The sequence below is a fragment of the Rubrivirga sp. S365 genome, from assembly GCF_032248475.1.
GTDB classification, from domain to species: Bacteria; Bacteroidota; Rhodothermia; order Rhodothermales; family Rubricoccaceae; genus Rubrivirga; species Rubrivirga litoralis.
Genome location: NZ_JAVTTN010000001.1, coordinates 3,497,909 through 3,516,495, shown reverse-complemented (window position 1 = coordinate 3,516,495; position 18,587 = coordinate 3,497,909). Strand labels below are relative to the sequence as shown.

Sequence of the window (18,587 nt, the reverse complement as noted above, 5' to 3'; positions counted from 1 at the left end):
GGGCCGCGTCGACGCCATCCGCGTCCGCTACGGCGGGGCCGACGAGACGGTCGACCCGTCGGGCCTGGACACGATCCGCGCCGCCCGCGCCGGCCGCGTCTACACGGGCGGGGCGGACCCGCGCGGTCAGGACGCGGCGGTCGGGTACTAGCCGCCCCGCCCAGGGAAAGGGGGCGGGGTGGGGGAAGGGCGTGCGCCCACCCCGCCCCGCTGCCGTTCGCAGACCGCCCACCGCGCCGCGGGCGGGGCGGGGGCGCCTGTCGTTTCGCCCCGCCCCGCGCCGGGCACGCCGCCCCGCTCTGCCGCCGTAGGGGCGACCGGCGGTCGCCCAAGCCTGACCGCCCCGCCCGGACGTAGCGCGGCCCCGCCAGACGTGCTGACGGGGCCGCGCCGGTCCTACCTGCCGAGGCGTACGCCTCGGGCGGGGCGGTCTAGAACGTGTACCGGACGCCGAGCTGGAGCTGCCAGCGGCTCGCGATGTTCGACCGCGAGAACAGGTCGTCCCGGTCGATCTCGCCGTCCGCGTTCTCATCTTCGAGCTCGTTGAACGCGACGACCGGCTTGCCCAGATCGGCTTCTGTAATCGTCACGCCGTTCACCTCCGTCCCGATGTCGTCTTGGTCGACGTAGCCGAAGAAGTCGAGGAATCGGTAGTTGTTGAACGCCGGGAACAGCACGTGACCCCACTCGCTGTTGAACAGGTTGAGCACGTTGAGCAGGTTGGCCGTCAACTCCACCTTCTGGCCACGCACGGTCTCGATCTCCTGCGTGAGCTGGAGGTCGAGGATGTTCCGCCACGAGGAGCGCGCCGAGTTCCGCTCGGCCACCGTCCCGCGGTTGTCGGCCAGCGACGGCTCGCCTTCGATAAACGCGTCCAAGGCATCGTAGTTATTCGTCACCAGGACGATGTCGCTCGGCGACGCCGGGATGTAGGCGAGGTCGTTGTCGTCGCGGGTGTCGGCGTTCGCGTTCCCGTCGTAGATCCACGAGAACGGCTCGCCCGAGCGCCCGTCGTAGACGAGCCCGATCGTCGTCGCGAAGCGGTCGGCGTAGGCCGCCCGGTAGGCGAGGTTGCCGAGCACGCGGTGGCGGACCTCGAAGTCCGCCGTCCCAACCTCCTGGGCGTTCGGGTTGAAGCTCTCGTTGTACTGGAAGTTCGAGATCGCCCGGCTGGACGACCCGTTGTTCACGTTCGTCGCGCGGCCGTAGGTGTACGAGAGGCCGGCGTCGAGGCCTTCAGACCGCTTCCGCAGCGCGGCCGTGAGGAAGTACTCGTACCCCTCCGACGTGTTTTCGAGCAGGATCACGTTCGTGAACCGATCGTCCACGAGGCTTGTCCGGCCGCGGATGGGGCGGCCAGGCGTGAAGCCGTCGAACTCAGCGGTGCCGAAGACCGGGCGGCCGTCGAAAGCCGTCCCCGTCTGTTCCAGGTTGAGGTTCCTGAACGCGACATCGTTGATGTTCTTGGTGTAGAGCCCTTCGAGCGTCGCGACCACATCGCCTGGGAGCCGCTGGTCGAACGCGAGGTTCGAGCGCCACACCTGGGGGAACTTGAAGCCGTCGGCGAGCAGGTTGATCTCCGACGTGTCGCCAATCGGCAGGTTCTGCGCCGCGCCCTGCTGCGCCGAGGGGTCCGCCGAGGGCACGAAAAAGCCGGCGTCCCGGGTGTCGACGCGCGCAAAGTCGACGCCCGTGTTCGAGTAGACGTTCGAGACCCACACGAAGGGCGCGCGGCCGGAGAAGATGCCGGTCCCGCCGCGGACTTGCGTCGACCGCGTCTCGTCGACGGCGTAGTTGAACCCGACGCGCGGCGAGAACAGGACCTGCCCGTTCGGGACGTCCGTCGTGCTCAGCCCAAAGGCGTCGACCGAGGCGGGGTTGTCGAGCGGCGTGTCGAGGAAGACAGGGAGATCGACGCGGAGCCCGCCTGTGAGCGCGAGCGTCGGCGAGACCTGGTACTCGTCCTGGGCGTAGAGCCCGAACTGGAGCGCCGAGAACGCGGCCCGCGGCTGCTCGTCGTCGAGGAGCGAGTAGCTGAGGTTGAACCGGGCCGGGTCGCCCGCGGCGAAGTCGTTGATCGAGTCGAACTCGTACGCCCCGTAGTAATCCTGAATAAACAGGTTCGAGAAGCGGTAGTACTGGTTGCTCGTCCCCAGCGTGACCGTGTGGGCGCCGCGCGTAAGCGTGAGGTTGTCGGTGAACTCCAGGATGTCCTGGTCGAGCGCGTTGGCCTGACTAAAACGGTCGATCCCGAGGTTGACGGTCCCGCGGTCGGGCTGGTCCGGGTCGCCCGACGGCGACGTCACGTCGATCTCGACCTGGGGGAACGGGTTGGACTGGACGTCGCGGCTGTCGCGGATGCGGGTGTAGACGAGGCGGGCCTCGTTGTACGCGTCGGCCCCGAAGTTCGAGCGGAGCTCGGCGACGCTGGAGAGCGTCTTCGAGGCGAAGTTGTACTGGCGGTTCGAGAGGTCGAAGCTCCGCCGGCCCCGGCCGACGCCGGCCTCGTCGGTCGCGTCGACGTAGTTGACGCGGAAGCTGGCCCGGTTGGCGTCGCTCACGTTCCAGTCGAGCTTGCCGAGCAGCTTGAGGTTGTCGGTGTCGGCCGAGAAGGCGTCGAAGGTGCCCGGGTCGTAGCCGTACTGGTTCTGGGCGATGTCGATGATCCGCTGGAGCGAGTCGGCCGCGATCGGGAAGATGTTCGACGAGGACGACCCGAGGACGCCTGCATCGAGCGGGGTCGTGATCGTCTGGACCTCGGCGTTGGCGAAGAAGAACAGCTTGTCCTGGATGATCGGGCCGCCGAGCGTCCCGACGAAGAACTGGTTGCTGAAGTCGCCGAACTCGTCGGTCTCCCCGATGGCGTCGGTGCTCGGAAGGCTGCCGACGAGCGCCTCGTTGCGGCCGAGGTAGCGGACCGAACCGGAGAAGTTGTTCGTCCCGCTCTTCGTGACCGCGTTGATCTGGGCGCCCGTGAACCCGTTGTACCGGACGTCGAACGGCGCGATGTCAACGTTGAACGTCTCGACAGCGTCGAGCGAGATCGGCTGCGCGTTGGCCTGACCGCCCGGGGCGCCTGTGCCCGAGAGCCCGAACACGTCGTTCAGCGTGGCCCCGTCGACCTGGATGTTGTTGTAACGGTTGTTCCGCCCCGCCACCGAGACCTGGTCGTCGGTGCCCGTCGCCGCCTGCGGCGTGAGGCGGGCAAAGTCGGCGAGCGAGCGGTTGATGGTCGGGAGCCGTTCGATCTGCTCCTCGTCGACCGTCGTCCGGGCGCCGGTCCGGCTCCCGCTGAGAATCGGGTCGTCGATGGCGATGACCGAGACCTCCCCCAACTGGGCCGTGTCCTCGGCGAGCTCGAAGTCGACCGTCTCAGTCTGGCCCAGCGTGAGCTGGAGGCCCGTGACCGAGGTCGCCCCGTAGCCGACGAACCGGGCCGTGACCGTGTACGGCCCGCCGACGCGGAGGCCGCGGATGCTGTACCGGCCGTCGGCCTGCGTCGCCGCGCCGTACGGGGTGCCCGAGGGCTCGTGGACGGCGACGACGTTGGCGCCTGGGATCGGGACGCCAGCGACGTCGGTGACGGTGCCCGTCAGGGTCGACGTCGTGGTGCCCTGGGCCATCGCGGCGGCCGGGGCCAGCACGAGGAGAGCGAGTAGCAGGTTGCGCATGGAAGGAGGTGGGTGAGGAGGCCGCCGCGAAGCTAGGAGCGGGGTCCGTGGAGTTGGGTAAAACCCCGATGCAGACACACTCGCTTAATGCGAAGGATGCGCCCCGCCGCGTCCTGCGCGGGCGTCCGCATATTTTTGCCCTTCCTGCCCCGCCCGCCCTTCCCGCTCCCCATGCGCCACCCCGCCCCGGCCTTACCGACCCGACTTGGGTTCGCCGTCCTCCTCGCCGCCGCCCTCGCCGCGTGCGCGCCGACCCGCCCCGCCCCCGACGCCGCCCCGCCCGAGCGGGGCGGGGTGGAAGCCGTTCCGTCCGCCGAGCACGCCCTCGTGCTCGTCTCCATCGACGGGTTCCGCTGGGACTACCTCGACCGCGGCGACGTCGCCGCGCCCACGCTCCGGCGGTTGGTAGCCGAGGGCGTCCGCGCCGAGCGCCTCGTCCCGGTCTACCCCTCGAAGACGTTCCCCAACCACTACTCGCTCGTGACGGGCCTGCACCCCGAGGACCACGGGATCGTGAACAACACGATGCACGACGCGGCCGTGCCCGATTCGGCGGGCGGGGCGGGGCGGTTCTCGCTCTCGGACCGGGCGGCCATCGCCGACGTCCGGTGGTGGGGCGGCGAACCCATCTGGGTGACGGCCGAGCGCCAGGGCGTGCGCGCCGGGACCGTGTTCTGGCCCGGGTCGGAGGCCGCGATCGGGGGCGTCCGCCCGAGCGACTGGCTGGTCTACGACGGCGACCTGCCGTACGCGGCGCGCGTGGACTCGGCGCTCGTGTGGACGGGCCGCCCCGCTCCGCGCCGCGACCGCTTTGTGACACTCTACTTCGAGGGCGTCGACACGGCGGGCCACCGCTTCGGGCCGGACGCGCCCGAGACGGCGGCGGCCATCGAGGAGGTCGACGCCGCGCTCGCGCGCCTCGTCGCCGGCCTGGAGGCGCGCGGCGCGCTCGACCAGACCGACCTCGTGATCGTCAGCGACCACGGCATGACGGCGCTGGCGCCCGACCGCGTCGTGGTCCTGGACGACGTCGCGGACCTGGAGACCGAGGTCGAGGAGGCCGTCTGGGGCCAGACCGCCGGCGTCTGGCCCGCGGCCGGCGTCGACGTGGACGAGCTCGTGGCCCGGATCGACGCCGTCCCCCACGTCCGCGCGACCCGCCGCGAGGCGACGCCGGAGCGGTTCCGTTACCGCGCGAGCCGCCGTATCCCGCCCGTCGTCATCGTCCCCGACGAGGGGTGGACGGTTTCGTCGCGGGAGTACGTCGAGCGGTACCCGGACCGCCCGTCCGGCGGCGGCCACGGCTACGACAACGAGCTGGCCGACATGGGCGCCCTGTTCGTCGCGCGCGGCCCGAGCTTCGCCCGCGGCGTGACGGTGGCGCCGTTCTCGGCCGTCGACGTGTACGACGTGCTGGCCGAGGCGCTCGGGATCCGCCCCGCCCCCAACAGCGGCGACCCGGCCGTGGCCGACCGCGTGCTGCGGGCGCCGGCCGAGCGGTAGGACCCGATCGCTGAGCTGTTGCGACGTCGTCCACCCCGCTCTCAGTGTCACTACGAGGTCCCCTCTCCTTCTGGGAGAGGGACAGAGTGAGGGCGGGGTGGCGCACAACCCTTCAGAACCGGTACAAAGGCGGGGCGTCCTACTGCTCGGCCACCCGCTCCGCCGCCTCCAGCACGCGGAGCGCGTTCTCGCCCAGGATCTTGCGGACGTCGGCCTCGGAGAAGCCGCGCCGGAGGAGGCCGTACGTGACCCAGGGCAGCCGCGTCACGTCCTCCAACCCCTCGGGCAGCGTCGGGACGCCGTCGAAGTCGCTCCCCAGCCCGACGTGGTCGACGCCGGCCACGCGGGCGATGTGCTCGATGTGGTCGAGGACGTGGCCGGTCGTGACGCGGCCGCTCCCCACGTACTCCGGGTAGAAGTTGACGAGGACCACGCCGCCGTTGTCCGCGACGGCCCGGAGCATGTCGTCGGTCACGTTGCGGACGTGGTCGTGGAGCGCCCGCGCGGACGAGTGGCTGAGAATGACCGGCGCCTCCGTGGTCTCCAGGGCGTCGTAGAACGCCTCGTCGCTCACGTGCGAGAGGTCGACGAGCACGCCCAGCCGGTTCATCTCGCGGACGAGCGCCCGCCCGGTCTCGTTCAGCCCGCCCCACCGCGCCGAGTCGGTCGAGGCGTCGGCCCAGGCGTTCGTGTTCGTGTGCGTGAGCGTGACGTAGCGGACGCCCCGCCCGACTAGCGCCTGCAGCACCTCGGGGCTCGCCTGGAGCGCGTGGCCGCCTTCGAGCCCGAGCAGAACGGCCGTCCGCCCCGCCCGCGCGAGGCGGCGGACGTCGGCGGCCGTGCGCGCGACCTCGGCGCCGTCGAGAGCCGCCACCTGGCGCTCGATCTCGTCGGCCTGGAGGAGCGCTCGCGCCGTCGCCTCCGGCCCCTCGCCGAAGGTGCGGCTGACGTAGAGCGCGAAGAACGCGGCGTCCAGCCCGCCCTCGACCATCCGCGGCAGGTCGACGTGCGCGCGCCCAGCCTCGGGCGCGTGGCGCTCGCCGAACGCGTACCCCTCGTCGACCATGAGCGACGGCGTGTCGACGTGGCCGTCGACCACGACGGCGTCGTAGTGGATGCGGAGGGCGTCGGCCCACAGCGGGTCCTCGGCGACGAGCCGGCGGACGGCCGCGTCGGGGAGCCGAATGGCCGCGCTCGGGCGCGCGGGCGGGGCGGAGGGGGCGGGGCGGGGCGCGTCGGCGCACGCAGCACCGGCGAGGGCGGCGGTCAGGAGCACGGCGGCGCGGAGCCAGGGGGGCGACGCGGTCGGCATCGGCGACGGGGAGCGGGCGGGCAGTGTACGCCGACCGCCCCGCCCTCAGCCGTGGGCGGGGAGCATCGGGCGGGGCGGCCCACCCCGCCCGTTCAGCGTCCGCCCCGAAGCGCGCCTAGATCATCCTTCGGGTGGATACGGGGTACGAGGTATGGCTCACTCTGAGCTGGGCGCCCGTACCTCGTACCGAGTACCCGTACCCCCTTGCTCTAGGTCGTCGGGTTGCCGCCGGTCACGCCGAACACCTCGCCCGTGATGTAGCCGGCCTCCTGGGTGGCGAGGAACACGTAGGTCGGCGCGATCTCGGCCGGCTGTCCCGGGCGCCCGAGCGGGACCTCGGACCCGAACTGCTCGACCTTGTCCTGCGGCTGGCCGCCCGACGGCTGGAGCGGCGTCCAGAACGGGCCGGGCGCGACCGCGTTGACGCGGATGCCCTTTTCGGCGAGCTGCTTGGCGAGCGACTTCGTGAACCCGATGATGGCCCACTTGGTCGAGGCGTAGTCGAGCAGGTTGTCGGACGGCTTGAACCCCTGGATCGAGGTCGTGTTGATGATCGACGCGCCGGCCGGGAGCAGCGGGATGGCCTCCTTCGACAGCCAGAACATGGCGTAGACGTTCGTCTTGAACGTCCGGTCGAACTGCTCGGTCGTGATGTCCGCGATCGACGGCTGCGACGTCTGCTTGCCCGCGTTGTTGACGAGCACGTCGAGCCCACCCAGCGCCTCGTGGGCGTCGTGGATCAGCTTTTTGCAGAACGCCTCGTCCGTGAGGTCGCCGGGGAGCGTGACGATCGTGCCGCCCTCGCCCTCGATCAGGTCCACGAGCGAGCGGACGTCGGGCGCCTGCTCCTCCGACAGGTAGTTGATGGCGACGGCCGCGCCCTCGCGGGCGTAGGCGATCGCCGCCGCCCGGCCGATGCCGGAGTCGCCGCCGGTGATGAGCGCCTTGCGGCCCTCCATGCGCCCGAACCCGCGGTAGCTCTCCTCGCCGTGGTCGGGGCGGGGGTCCATGTCCGCGATCGACCCCGGCGCCTCCTGCGGCTGGCGGGGGAAGGGCGGGCGGGGGTACTGCGTGAGCGGGTCCTGGATCGCGTACTGGTTCGGCGTGTCGGCCATGGGGGTGAGGGGGCGGGGTGGAAGGGGACGCGTCCGACGGCGCGGCGGCGCGGCGGGTTCGGCCCCCACGCGCGCTTCAGGGAACGCACGGCCCGCCCCGCCCCCGCTTCCGCACAGAGTCCGGGCCTGAGCCGCCCCGCCCTCGGGGCTGCACGGGCGGGGTGGTCAGGCGCGGACGTAGGTCTCGAACCGGAACGCGGGGCGGTCGCCCTCGGCCGCGTGCCGCTCCGAGGCGTCGAGCCGGAACGGGCCGCCCTCGGCCTCCAGGAGGTGCCGGTAGGGCGGGAAAAACGTGTCGCCCTCGAAGGCGCCCTCGACGAGCGTGAGCTCGAGGCGGTCGGCGAGGACCGGGCCGCCGCCCTCGCCCAGAACCTCGCCGTAGACCGACGCCCCGCCCCCGACGAACACGCGCTCGCGGTCGGCGAAGGCGTCGAGCGCCAGGTCGAGCCCGCCGTAGACGTGGATGCCCGGGTGGTCGACCTGGGTCGGGTGCCGCGTGAGGACCACGTTCTCGCGGTCGGGGAGCGGGCGGCCAAACTGGTGCAGCAGGCTCTCGAACGTCCGCCGCCCCATCACGAGCGGCGAGCCGACGGTGAGCGCCTTGAACCGGCGGAGGTCGGCCGGCAGGTGCCACGGCAGGTCCATCCCGTCGCCGATGAGCCGGTCGGACGGGGAGCCGGGCGCCTCGGCGACGGCGGCGATGACGACGAGTTCGGACATGGGCGGGGTACGGGGTACGGGGTACGGGGTACGGGCAAGATGACCGCCCCGCCCCGCTCGCGCCACAGGCCGCTCCGCCCTCGGCCCGTCCCTGTCCGTATTTCCTGCGCGCAGCGCGCCCTACACCGCGACCGGGAAGCGGATGGCGGGGGCGGGGCGGTAGCCCTCGACCGAGAAGTCCTCGAAGGCGAGGTCGTCCAGGCCCTTGGGGGAGCCGTCGGCGTGGCGGGCGATGGAAAGGCGCGGGGCGGGGCGGGGCGTGCGCGACAGCTGCTCCTCCAGGCCCTCGACGTGGTCGACGTAGACGTGGGCGTCGACGAGCGTGTGGGCGAAGCGGCCCGGCGCCATGCCGACGATCTGGGCCAGCGCCTGCGTGAGCAGCGCGTAGCAGGCGAGGTTGAACGGGACGCCCAGCGCGAGGTCCGCGCTCCGCTGCGTGAGGTGGCAGTGGAGCCGGTCCGCCCCGCCCTCGACCGGCTCGACGTTGAAGCAGAACGTGTAGTGGCACGGCGGGAGCCGGCTGACGGCCGCGTTCGCCGGGTGCCACGCGCTCACCACGAGCCGCCGGCTCATGGGGTCCGTGCGCAGCGTGTCGACGACGTAGCCCAGCTGGTCGAACGCGAGCGCCCCGCCCGACTCGCGGCGGACGTTCGGGTGCTCGGCGTCGGCCCAGACCTCCCCGCCCACGGTAGCGCCCGCGTCGGGGACTGGGAAGCGGCGCCAGAACCGGCCGTAGGCCGTCTGGAGGTCGCCGGCGTCGTCGGCCCAGGCGTCCCAGATCTTCGTGTGCCGCTGCAGCTCGCGGACGTGCTCGGCGCCGGAGAGGTACCACAGGACCTCGCGGAGCATGGAGTCGAAAAAGACCTTCTTCGTCGTGAGCAGCGGGTAGCCCTCGGCCAGGTCCACGCTGTAGTGCTCGGCGAAGAGCGAGAGCGTGTCGGTCCCCGTCCGGTTCGCCTTACGCACGCCCCGCTCCAGCACGCGGCGGACCACGCCGAGGTACGCCTCCTCGGCGGCCGTCGTGGTCGCGTCGGTCGACGGGGGCGGGGCGGCGGCGGGCGGGGCGGCGGGCATCGGGTACGGGGTACGGGGTACGGGAAGATGGCCACCCCGCCCCGACGGCGCCACCGGGAGTGCGGCGAGTTGTTCAGGAGTTGTCCACCCCGCCCCGACGGCCGGGACCTTTCCGCCCCGCCCGGCCATTCCCCCTTCGCCGTTGGCGCCTCCGGCCTTCGGCTCATCGCTCGTCATTCCGCATACTCATGGATCCTGGCCTCCACGTCAAGCAGGCGATCAACCACCTCAACAAGGTCCTCGCCTACTACCCCTACGTCACCGAAGGCGGCGAGGCCGTCGTCGCGCTGACGCCCGAGGACTGGGGCGTCGTCGCCGACGCCCTGTTCCACATGGGGACCCCGCCCGAGGTGTTCCCCGACGCGATCGCGTCGTACGGGCAGAGCGACGACGGCCGCGAGATCCTGCTGACGGCCAACGACGGAACGCTCATCCACGTCCAGGCGGGGTAGCCGGCGGCGTACACTGGGGCGGGGCGGCTCTTCTCCCGCCCCGCCCGCCGGGTCTGCCCGCATGGACGCCACCCCGCCCCCCAAGCCCGCGCCCCACGCCGACGCCCTCCGCGAGGCCGCCGAGCGGTTCGGGACGCCGACCTACGTCTACGTCGAGGCGACGGTGCGCGAGCGGTGCCGGGCGCTCGTGGACGCGCTCGACGGGCTCCCGACACGGCTGCTCTACGCGCTCAAGGCCAACCCGACGCCCGCGCTCCTGCGCGTGATCGCCGACGAGGGGTTCGGGTTCGACGCCGTGTCGCTGGGCGAGGTGGCCCTGCTCCGGGCGCTCGGCGTGGCGCCGGACCGCGTCCTGTTCACGACCACGAGCACGACCGACGCCGAGCTCGACGCCGCCGCCGAGGCCGGCGTGCTCCTCAACCTCGACGACGCCGAGCGCGTGGCCACGTTCGGCGACCGCCACCCGGGCGCCGAGGTGTGCGTCCGGTTCAACCCGGGCGTCGGGGCCGGCCACCACCGGCACGTGGTCACGGGCGGGGCGGCGTCCAAGTTCGGCGTGGCGCTGGGCCAGGCCGAGGCGGTCGCCGAGGCCGCCGCGCGGCGCGGGCTCCGGGTGGCCGGCGTGCACCAGCACGTGGGGAGCGGCGTGCGCTCGGCCGCCGAGCTGTGGCCGGCCGTCGATGCGCTGCTCGGCGTGGTCCCGCACTTTCCCGACCTCCGGTTCGTCGACGGCGGCGGCGGCATGGGCGTGGCGTACCGGCCGGGCGAGGCCGGCTTCGAGCCGGCGGCCCTCCGCGACCGCGTCGCCCGCCCCGCCCTCGACCGCCTGGCGCGGGCGGGGCGGGGCGACGTCGACGTGTGGTTCGAGCCCGGCCGCTACCTCGTCGCCGAGGCCGGCGTGCTGCTCACGCGCGTGCACACGCTCAAGGACACGGGCGAGCGCGTGTTCGCGGGGACCGACTCGGGGTTCAACCACCTCCTGCGGCCGGCGCTCTACGACGCGTACCACGCGCTCGTCAACCTCTCGAACCCGGGCGGGCCGCCCCGCCCGTACGACGTGGCCGGCAACGTGTGCGAGTCGGGCGACCTGTTCGCGCGCGGGCGCGAGGTCCCCGAGATCCGCCGCGGCGACCTGCTCGCGGTCCTCGACGCCGGCGCCTATGGGGCGTCGATGGGGTCGACGTACAACCTCCGCCCGCCGCCGGCCGCCGTCGTCCTCCGCCCCGACGGAGCGCTCCACCTCGTGCGGCCGCGGCGGACGCCCGAGGACGTGGCCCGCGACGTCCTCGGCGGGGCGGGGTGACGGGCCGCCCCGCCCCCGTCGCGCGTGGGCGGGGTGGGCGCTGCGGTCGGCCGGGGAGTCCCCCTCCTGGCCACCGCGAAGCGACGGCGCAGCCAGGAGGGGACAGGGGTGGTTGTCGACGCGGGCGGGGCGGTCCAGACCTGCGCCGCCCCGCTCCCCCCGCCCCGCCCGAGGTGCGGGCGGGGCGGTCCAACCTCGCGCCACCCCGCCCCCGACGACCGCCCCGCCCTGATGGCCGCTACGGGAGCCGAGCCTGCAAGACCTCAATCCGCTCGTGGACGTCGAACGGGACCGCCCCGCCCGACGCCAGCACCGCCTCGTAGAGCCACAGCGCCCGCCGCTGCCCGGCCGCGGAGTCCGTCTCCCGGAGGAGGTCCGCGACCGCGACGGCTCTTTCGTCCGAGCGCGCGCCGTCGGGCAGGCACAGCGCGAGCACCTCCTCGCGCGGGAGCCGGCACAGCACCTCCAGCTCCAGCCCCAAGGCGCTCTCCAGGCCGGCGGCGAGAGCCCCCTGAGCCTGCTCCGACTGGTCCGCCCGCTTGTGGAAGAGCGCCTGCGCAAGCGCCTGCGCGAGCTGCTGGACCTGGCGGAGAACGAAGTCTTGCTGGACCACGAGGCCTTCGGGCAGGGCGGCGCCTAGTTGGCGAGCGCCCGCAGGTGGAACCGCGGGATCTGCGCGTGGAACCGGGCGCCGTTCTCGCGCTGCATGAGGTACGACCCGTGCATGGTGCCCCCGAACGTCGGGAGCACGCAGAACGACTGGTACTCGTGGTCGCCGCCCGGCGCGATCGTCGGCTGGACCCCGACCACGCCCGCCCCCTCAACCTCCTGGACGTGCCCGCGCCCGTCGGTGATCACCCACCGCCGGCGGAGGAGTTGGACCTCGTCGGCGCCGCCGTTCTCGATGCGGACCACGTAGGCGAACACGAACCGCCCCGCCAGCACGTCGGACTGGTCGTCGAGGTAGGCCGGGCGGACGGAGACGGTGACCGCCTCGGTCGTGGCGTCGTAGGAGAACATTACTGGCGGACCTCCTGGCCTCGGGCGTATTCGGCGGCGCCGACGAGCGCGCGCACGCGGGGCTCGCACACCGGCCCCTGCCAGCGGCCCCGCTCCTTGAGCCCGCTCCCCACGAGGAACCCGTCGGCCAAGTCGACGACGGCGGGGAAGGCGTCGGCGTCCACCCCGCCCCCGAAGAACAGGGGGAGCGCCGCGTGCTCGCGGGCCGCCTCGACGACGCCCGGGCGGGGCGGCACGCCGACGCGGGGGCCGAGCACGAGGAGCACGTCGGGCCGCCCGGCCTCGACGGCGGCGACGACGGCGGCCACGTCGTCGAGCCCGTCCGGGCGGACGTCGGCGAGGGCGGGGAGGTCCGTCTGGAGGAGCGCGCGGTAGCGGTGGAAGCGGGCGGGCTCGCCCGGGTCCTCGGCCCACCCGTCGACGCGCACGAAGTGGCAGCCGGCCCCGTGCGCGACGGCCAGCGCGGCCCGCGACGAGTGGAGCACGCGGACGCCGACCGGCAGACGACCGGCGTGGCGGCGGACGCCGGCGGCCACGCGCGTCAGGAAGGCGACGACCTCAGGGCCGACCTCGTCGCCCGTCAGCGCCGGCGCGTCGTGGGCGTTCTCGACCAGGAGCCCGTCGACGCCCAGGTCCACGAGCAGCCGGGCCTCGGCGACCGCGCGGTCGACCGCCGCGCTGACGCCGCGGCACCCCGGCACGCCCGGCGACGGCCCCACGTGGAGGACCGCCACAACCGGCTTGGGCCGGGGGAACAGGTCGCAGAAAGGGTGGGGCATGGGGCCGGGACCCGCGGGGGACCCCTGACGGGGACCGTGGTACCCGACGGCGCCCCCACCCTGTTCCCCCCGAGCGGGGCGGGCGCAGCGAATCGCCCCGCCCCGCCCGAAGACGTTGCCGCCAAGGCGCCGTTAAAAGGGCGCGAAACGGGCGCCACGGGCGCCCTCCCCCCTCCCACCCCGCCCGCGCCGTGAATCTCCGGGCGGCGCGGCGCGGTACCGGACCCATGACCGACACCGACTCCGCCCCGCCCCCCGAGGGCACGCGCCCGACCGAGAGCCGCGACGACGTGGTCGTCCTGTTCGCCGGCGACTCGGGCGACGGGATGCAGCTCACGGGGTCCCAGTTCACGCTCGCGACGGCCCACGCGCGCAACGACCTCGCCACGCTCCCCGACTTCCCGGCCGAGATCCGCGCGCCGGCCGGGACGCTCTACGGCGTCTCCGGCTTCCAGCTCCACTTCGGGTCCACGCCCGTCCTCACGCCGGGCGACGCCGTCGACCTGCTGGTCGCCATGAACCCGGCGGCGCTCAAGGTGAACCTGCCGCGCGTGCGGCCGGGCGGGGCGGTGCTCGTGAACGCCAACGCGTTCGGCGACCGCGACCTGGGGCTGGCCGGCTACGACCAGAACCCGCTGGAGGACGGCACGCTCGACGGCTACGAGCGCCACGACGTCGAGCTCACGCGGCTCACGCACGAGGCGCTCGCGGACACCGGGCTGAGCAAGCAGGAGATCGACCGGGCCAAGAACATGTTCGCGCTCGGGCTCGCGCTCTGGCTCTACACGCGGCCCGTCGAGCCGGCGCGGGCGTGGATCCGGTCCAAGTTCTCGAAGGTCCCCGCGATCCGCGACGCCAACCTCCGCGCGCTCGACAAGGGCTACCACTACGGCGACGTCTCGGAAAGCTTCGTCGCGCGCTACGAGGTGGCGCCGGCCGACCTCCCGCCCGGGACCTACCGGGCCATCACAGGCAACGAGGCGCTCGCGCTCGGGCTCGTGGCGGCGTCCGTGAAGTCGGGCCGCGACCTGTTCTACGGGACGTACCCCATCACGCCGGCGTCGGACGTGCTCCACGCGCTCGCCAAGTACAAGAGCTTCGGCGTGCGGACGGTCCAGGCCGAGGACGAGATCGCGGCGGTCGGCAGCGCGGTCGGCGCCTCGTTCGGAGGGGCGCTGGGCGTGACGGCGACGTCGGGGCCGGGCATGGAGCTCAAGAGCGAGTTCATGGGGCTGGCCACGATGGTCGAGCTCCCGCTCGTGGTCGTCGACGTGCAGCGGGCGGGGCCGTCGACCGGGATGCCGACGAAGACGGAGCAGTCGGACCTCCTCATGGCCCTCTACGGCCGCAACGGCGACGCGCCGACGCCGGTCCTGGCGCCGAAGACGCCGGGCGAGTGCTTCTACGCCGCCTTCCACGCCGCCCGCATCGCCCTCCGCTACATGACGCCGGTCGTCCTGCTCTCGGACGGCTACCTGGGCAACGGGTCCGAGCCGTGGCTCGTCCCCGACGCCGCCGCGCTCCCCGACATCGACGTCGCCTTCGCCGAGCCCGACACGGCGGCCCGCGCCGAGGACGGCGCGTTCCTCCCCTACGTCCGCGACGAGGCCACGCTCGCGCGCGGCTGGGCGCCGCCGGGCACGCCGGGCCTGGAGCACCGGATCGGCGGGCTCGAAAAGGACGCGCGCACGGGCGGCGTCAGCTACGACCCCGAAAACCACCAGCGGATGACCGAGACGCGGGCGGAGAAGGTGGCCCGGATCGCCCGAGACTTCCCGCCCGTCGAGGTCGAGGGCGACCCGGCCGACGACGGCGCCGGCGACGTCCTCGTGGTCGGCTGGGGCTCGACGTACGGCGCCATCAAAAAGGCCGTCGCGAGCGCGAACGCCGACGGCCTCCGCGTGGGGCACGTCCACCTGCGGTGGCTCAATCCGCTCTCGCCTGGGCTGGAGGAGGCGTTCGGCCGCTACCAGCACGTCCTGGTGCCCGAGCTCAACAACGGCCAGCTCGTCCGCGTCCTCCGCGACCGTTTTCTGGTGGACGCCCAGAGCCTCGCCAAAGTGCAGGGGCTGCCGTTCCAGGCCCGCGAGATCGAGGCGGCGATCCGGGCGATGGGTGAGGTGTAACGAGTAACGGGCGACGGGTAATGAGCAAGAGGCTCTCCACCCCGCCCGCAGTGCTTGTCACCCCGCCCGCAGCGCTTGCAGGGACGGGCGGGGCGGTGGACCGACCGCGCGCCCGCCTCGCCCTGTACCGCCCCGCCCGAAGCTTTACGCAGTTGCCCATCACCCGTCACTCATCACCCTTTACCCATGACTGACGACCCCCGCCCCGGTGGCGAGCCGCCCCAGCCGCGCGGACAGAAAGGCGCCCGGCCCGACACGCCCGAGCCCGCCGGCAAAGAGTACCCCGTCGAGGCGCCGGCTTCGCCCTCGGCCGGCGACGGCCCGGACCTCCCGGCGATCCCCGAGACCGGCCCCGACGACGCCACCCCGCCCACGACCGAGGGCGGGGCGGGCCGCAAACCGGCGGACCGCAAACCGACGCTCCCGCCAGGGGCGGGGCGGGGCGGCGCCAAACCTGCGGGGCCGCCCGTGCGGAAGCCGGCGCGACCGCCCGGGGCGCCGCGGCCCGCCGCCCCGCCCGCGGCGCGCGTGGTCGATCCCGAGGGCGACGGCGCGGCGCTCGGGCTCCCGGTGCTGTCGCGGAAGGACTTCGTGAGCGGGGCGGACGTCCGGTGGTGCCCCGGCTGCGGCGACTACGCCGTGCTGGCCGCCGTGCAGCGGGCGCTGCCCGAGCTGGCCGAGCGCAAGGAGGACGTCGTGTTCCTGTCGGGCATCGGGTGCTCGTCGCGCTTCCCGTACTACATGGACACGTACGGCTTCCACTCCATCCACGGCCGCGCGCCGGCCGTCGCGCTCGGCCTCAAGTCGACGCGGCCCGAGCTCGACGTGTGGGTCGTCACCGGCGACGGCGACGCGCTCTCCATTGGGGCTGGCCACACGGCGCACATGCTCCGCCGCAACGTGGACCTGCAAGTCCTCCTGTTCAACAACCAGATCTACGGGCTCACCAAGGGCCAGTACTCGCCGACGTCCGAGGTGGGCAAGGTCACGAAGTCGAGCCCGTACGGGTCGCTCGACCACCCGTTCAACCCGGCCGCCCTCGCGCTCGGCGCCGACGGCACGTTCGTCGCGCGGACGCTCGACCGCGACCCGAAGCACATGCAGACGGTCCTCAAGGCGGCCCACGCCCACCGCGGCACGTCGTTCGTCGAGGTCTACCAGAACTGCAACATCTTCAACGACGGCGCCTTCTTCGACTTTACCGAGCGCGACTCGAAGCCGCTCAGGACGGTCTTCGTCGAGGACGGTCAGCCGATGACGTACGCGAACGGCGACAAGGGGATCGTGCTCGACGGCCTCCGCCTGCGGTCGGCGGACCTGGGCGGGGCGGTGACGGCCGACGACTGCGTCGTCTACGACTCGACCGACAAGGCGCTCGCGCTCCTCGTCACGAGCCAGATGTTCTGGGACCCCGACCTGCCGCGCCCGTTCGGCGTCCTCTACCGCGAGGACCGGCCGACGTACGACGCGCTCCTCAACGAGCAGGTGGCGGCGGTGACGGCCGAGAAGGGGCCGGGCGACCTCGCCGCGCTCCTGGCGTCGGGCGAGACGTGGACCATCGAGTAGGCTAGGCGGCGCGGGGCCAGCCGGCGCCACCCCGCTCGGGCGGGGTGGGGCAGAGTGCGGTCGCCCTGCCCGTGGTCCGGCCGAGCGCGGGCGGGGTGGAGGCGCCGCCCCGCCCCAACTTCACCGGCCGCTCCGGTGGAGCGGGGCGGCGGCGGGTGGCGAACGAGGCGGACCGGCTCGGGGCGTGACGCCGCGGCCGGGCGGGGCGGCTGGGGGAGCAGCCTACCCCGCCCCGCCTCTATCTTCACGCCCTAGGAACGCCACCCCGCCCCACCGACAACATGAGCAAAGGACCCGACGCCGAGGCCTCGACCGACCTCGCGGCCCACGAGATCGCCGCCGCCGGCGGCGCGGCGGCCGCCCCGGTCGCGATCGGCGCGAACGACACGCGCTTTTTCGGGCACCCGCTCGGCCTCTCGAACCTGTTCTTTACGGAGCTCTTCGAGCGGTTCTCGTACTACGGGATGCGGGCGCTCCTCGTCCTGTTTATGACGGCCCAGACGGTCGACGGCGGGCTGGGCTACGACGTGGCGACCTCGGCGCTCATCTACGGGTTCTACACGTCGCTCGTTTACCTCGTCAACCTCCCCGGCGGGTGGATCGCCGACCGGCTCCTGGGCCAGCGGCGGAGCGTGCTCATCGGCGGGACGGTGATCGCCCTCGGCCACTTCACGATGGCCGTACCGACGACGGCGTTCTTCTACGCCGGGCTCGGGCTGATCGTGCTCGGGACCGGCCTGCTCAAGCCGAACATCTCGGTCATGGTCGGCCAGCTCTACCCGGCCGAGGACGCCCGCCGCGACGCCGGGTTCACGATCTTCTACATGGGGATCAACATGGGCGCGTTCGCCGCCCCGCTCGTCTGCGGCGCGCTCGCGGTCAACTACGGGTGGCACTACGGGTTCGCGGCGGCCGGCGTCGGGATGGCCGTCGGGATGATCGTCTACGTCCTGTTCGGGAAGCAGCTCGGCAACGTCGGCGCGCTGACGGCCGAGGCGGTGGCCGAGAAGAGCGCGGCGCGCGGGTCGTTCCTGAAAGGGCTCGGGGCCGTCGTCGTGCTCGTCGCCGTCCTGGGCGGCCTGATGGCGGCGGGCGTCATCGCGCAGACGGCCGAAGCCATCACGACGGTCTACACGGTCGTCCTGCTCGCCATCGTGCTCGGCCTGTTCGGGTGGCTGTTCTCGCGCGACTACTGGACGGAGGCCGAGCGGAAGCGGCTCTACCTCATCGGCCTCCTGTTCGTCGGCGCCGCCATCTTCTGGGCCGCCTTCGAGCAGGCCGGGACGAGCCTCAACCTGTTCGCGCAGGAGTCGACCGACCGCGTCCTGCCCAGCTGGCTCGCGTGGATCCCCGGCCTCGAGCTCCTGCCGTCGGGGCTCAGAGCGGTCCCGGCGGCCTGGTTCCAGTCGGCCAACGCCTTCTTCATCTTCACGATCGCGCCCGTCGTGGCCGCCATCTGGGTCTCGCTCGGGCGGCGCGGGAAGGACCCGGCGAGCCCGACCAAGTTCGGGATCGGCCTCGTGCTCCTCGGGCTCGGGTTCGTGGTCATGGTCGGGGCCGGGATCGCGGCCGGCAGCGGCGCCCAGGTCTCGCCGTGGTGGCTGGTCCTGACCTACCTCCTCCACACGCTCGGCGAGCTCACGCTCTCGCCGGTCGGCCTGAGCGCGATGACGAAGCTGGCCCCGGCCCGCGTGTCGTCGCTCATGATGGGCGTGTGGTTCCTGGGCGCGTCGGTCGGCAACTTTATCGCCGGCTTTATCGCGTCGTTCTACGAGACGATGGAGCTCCCGTCGTTCATGGGCCTCGTGGCCGCCATCGCGATCGCCGCCGGCGTCGTGTTCTTCTTCGTCGCCGGCCCGTTCAAGCGGATGATGGCCAAGGCCGAGTCCGCGTCCGTCGCCGCCTAACCACCCCGCCCGCGCCCCCTCCGCCCCGCCCGTGCGGTT

The 18,587-nt window shown here is 73.1% G+C and carries 14 protein-coding genes; 6 read left to right on the top strand and 8 right to left on the bottom strand.

Annotated features, from left to right (window positions below; translation table 11 throughout):
* Nucleotides 1-431 precede the first annotated feature (431 nt).
* The gene (locus tag RQM47_RS15400; RefSeq protein ID WP_314009430.1) at nucleotides 432-3,671 is read right to left on the bottom strand and encodes a carboxypeptidase regulatory-like domain-containing protein; all 3,240 of its coding nucleotides are present in this window, start codon (nucleotides 3,669-3,671) and stop codon (nucleotides 432-434) included.
* A gap of 171 nt (nucleotides 3,672-3,842) precedes the next feature.
* Between RQM47_RS15400 and RQM47_RS15395 the strand changes: the two genes are divergently transcribed.
* Nucleotides 3,843-5,174: an ectonucleotide pyrophosphatase/phosphodiesterase gene (locus tag RQM47_RS15395; RefSeq protein ID WP_311662327.1), complete on the top strand. Its 1,332-nt coding sequence runs from the start codon at nucleotides 3,843-3,845 to the stop codon at nucleotides 5,172-5,174.
* A gap of 139 nt (nucleotides 5,175-5,313) precedes the next feature.
* Here the strand turns inward: RQM47_RS15395 and RQM47_RS15390 are convergent, their stop codons facing one another.
* The 4 genes from RQM47_RS15390 to thyA form a co-directional block, all read right to left on the bottom strand.
* Nucleotides 5,314-6,486: a dipeptidase gene (locus RQM47_RS15390; RefSeq protein ID WP_311662326.1), complete on the bottom strand. Its 1,173-nt coding sequence runs from the start codon at nucleotides 6,484-6,486 to the stop codon at nucleotides 5,314-5,316.
* A 209-nt stretch (nucleotides 6,487-6,695) separates the two neighbouring features.
* Nucleotides 6,696-7,601, bottom strand: a complete 906-nt coding sequence (locus RQM47_RS15385; protein WP_311662325.1) for an SDR family oxidoreductase — start codon at nucleotides 7,599-7,601, stop codon at nucleotides 6,696-6,698.
* Between the two features lie 165 nt (nucleotides 7,602-7,766).
* Nucleotides 7,767-8,321 carry a dihydrofolate reductase gene (locus RQM47_RS15380; RefSeq protein ID WP_311662324.1) on the bottom strand — a complete coding sequence of 185 codons (555 nt, stop codon included), beginning with the start codon at nucleotides 8,319-8,321 and terminating at the stop codon, nucleotides 7,767-7,769.
* A gap of 120 nt (nucleotides 8,322-8,441) precedes the next feature.
* Complete coding sequence (thyA, locus tag RQM47_RS15375) at nucleotides 8,442-9,395, bottom strand: thymidylate synthase (RefSeq protein WP_311662323.1); 954 nt, start codon at nucleotides 9,393-9,395, stop codon at nucleotides 8,442-8,444.
* Nucleotides 9,396-9,583: 188 nt separating this feature from the next.
* Here thyA and RQM47_RS15370 point away from each other — a divergent pair, with 188 nt between their 5' ends.
* The gene (locus RQM47_RS15370) at nucleotides 9,584-9,847 is read left to right on the top strand and encodes a hypothetical protein (RefSeq protein ID WP_311662322.1); all 264 of its coding nucleotides are present in this window, start codon (nucleotides 9,584-9,586) and stop codon (nucleotides 9,845-9,847) included.
* Between the two features lie 61 nt (nucleotides 9,848-9,908).
* Nucleotides 9,909-11,150 (top strand): diaminopimelate decarboxylase, encoded by a 1,242-nt coding sequence (gene lysA / locus RQM47_RS15365; protein ID WP_314009429.1) that lies wholly within the window; start codon nucleotides 9,909-9,911, stop codon nucleotides 11,148-11,150.
* Between the two features lie 238 nt (nucleotides 11,151-11,388).
* Here the strand turns inward: lysA and RQM47_RS15360 are convergent, their stop codons facing one another.
* The 3 genes from RQM47_RS15360 to RQM47_RS15350 are packed head-to-tail and all read right to left on the bottom strand — an operon-like array spanning nucleotide 11,389 to nucleotide 12,949.
* Nucleotides 11,389-11,763 carry a hypothetical protein gene (locus RQM47_RS15360; RefSeq protein ID WP_314009428.1) on the bottom strand — a complete coding sequence of 125 codons (375 nt, stop codon included), beginning with the start codon at nucleotides 11,761-11,763 and terminating at the stop codon, nucleotides 11,389-11,391.
* Between the two features lie 23 nt (nucleotides 11,764-11,786).
* Nucleotides 11,787-12,170 carry a Co2+/Mg2+ efflux protein ApaG gene (gene apaG / locus RQM47_RS15355; RefSeq protein WP_314009427.1) on the bottom strand — a complete coding sequence of 128 codons (384 nt, stop codon included), beginning with the start codon at nucleotides 12,168-12,170 and terminating at the stop codon, nucleotides 11,787-11,789.
* The gene (locus tag RQM47_RS15350) at nucleotides 12,170-12,949 is read right to left on the bottom strand and encodes a BtpA/SgcQ family protein (RefSeq protein ID WP_314009426.1); all 780 of its coding nucleotides are present in this window, start codon (nucleotides 12,947-12,949) and stop codon (nucleotides 12,170-12,172) included. The genes apaG and RQM47_RS15350 overlap by 1 nt, the downstream gene beginning before the upstream one ends.
* A 227-nt stretch (nucleotides 12,950-13,176) precedes the next feature.
* Between RQM47_RS15350 and RQM47_RS15345 the strand changes: the two genes are divergently transcribed.
* The 3 genes from RQM47_RS15345 to RQM47_RS15335 all read left to right on the top strand — a co-directional run bounded on the left by RQM47_RS15345 (nucleotide 13,177) and on the right by RQM47_RS15335 (nucleotide 18,548).
* The gene (locus tag RQM47_RS15345; protein WP_311662317.1) at nucleotides 13,177-15,075 is read left to right on the top strand and encodes a 2-oxoacid:acceptor oxidoreductase subunit alpha; all 1,899 of its coding nucleotides are present in this window, start codon (nucleotides 13,177-13,179) and stop codon (nucleotides 15,073-15,075) included.
* Nucleotides 15,076-15,603: 528 nt separating this feature from the next.
* Nucleotides 15,604-16,641 carry a 2-oxoacid:ferredoxin oxidoreductase subunit beta gene (locus RQM47_RS15340; protein WP_349256296.1) on the top strand — a complete coding sequence of 346 codons (1,038 nt, stop codon included), beginning with the start codon at nucleotides 15,604-15,606 and terminating at the stop codon, nucleotides 16,639-16,641.
* A 281-nt stretch (nucleotides 16,642-16,922) separates the two neighbouring features.
* Complete coding sequence (locus RQM47_RS15335) at nucleotides 16,923-18,548, top strand: peptide MFS transporter (protein WP_314009425.1); 1,626 nt, start codon at nucleotides 16,923-16,925, stop codon at nucleotides 18,546-18,548.
* The last annotated feature ends 39 nt before the right edge of the window (nucleotides 18,549-18,587 follow it).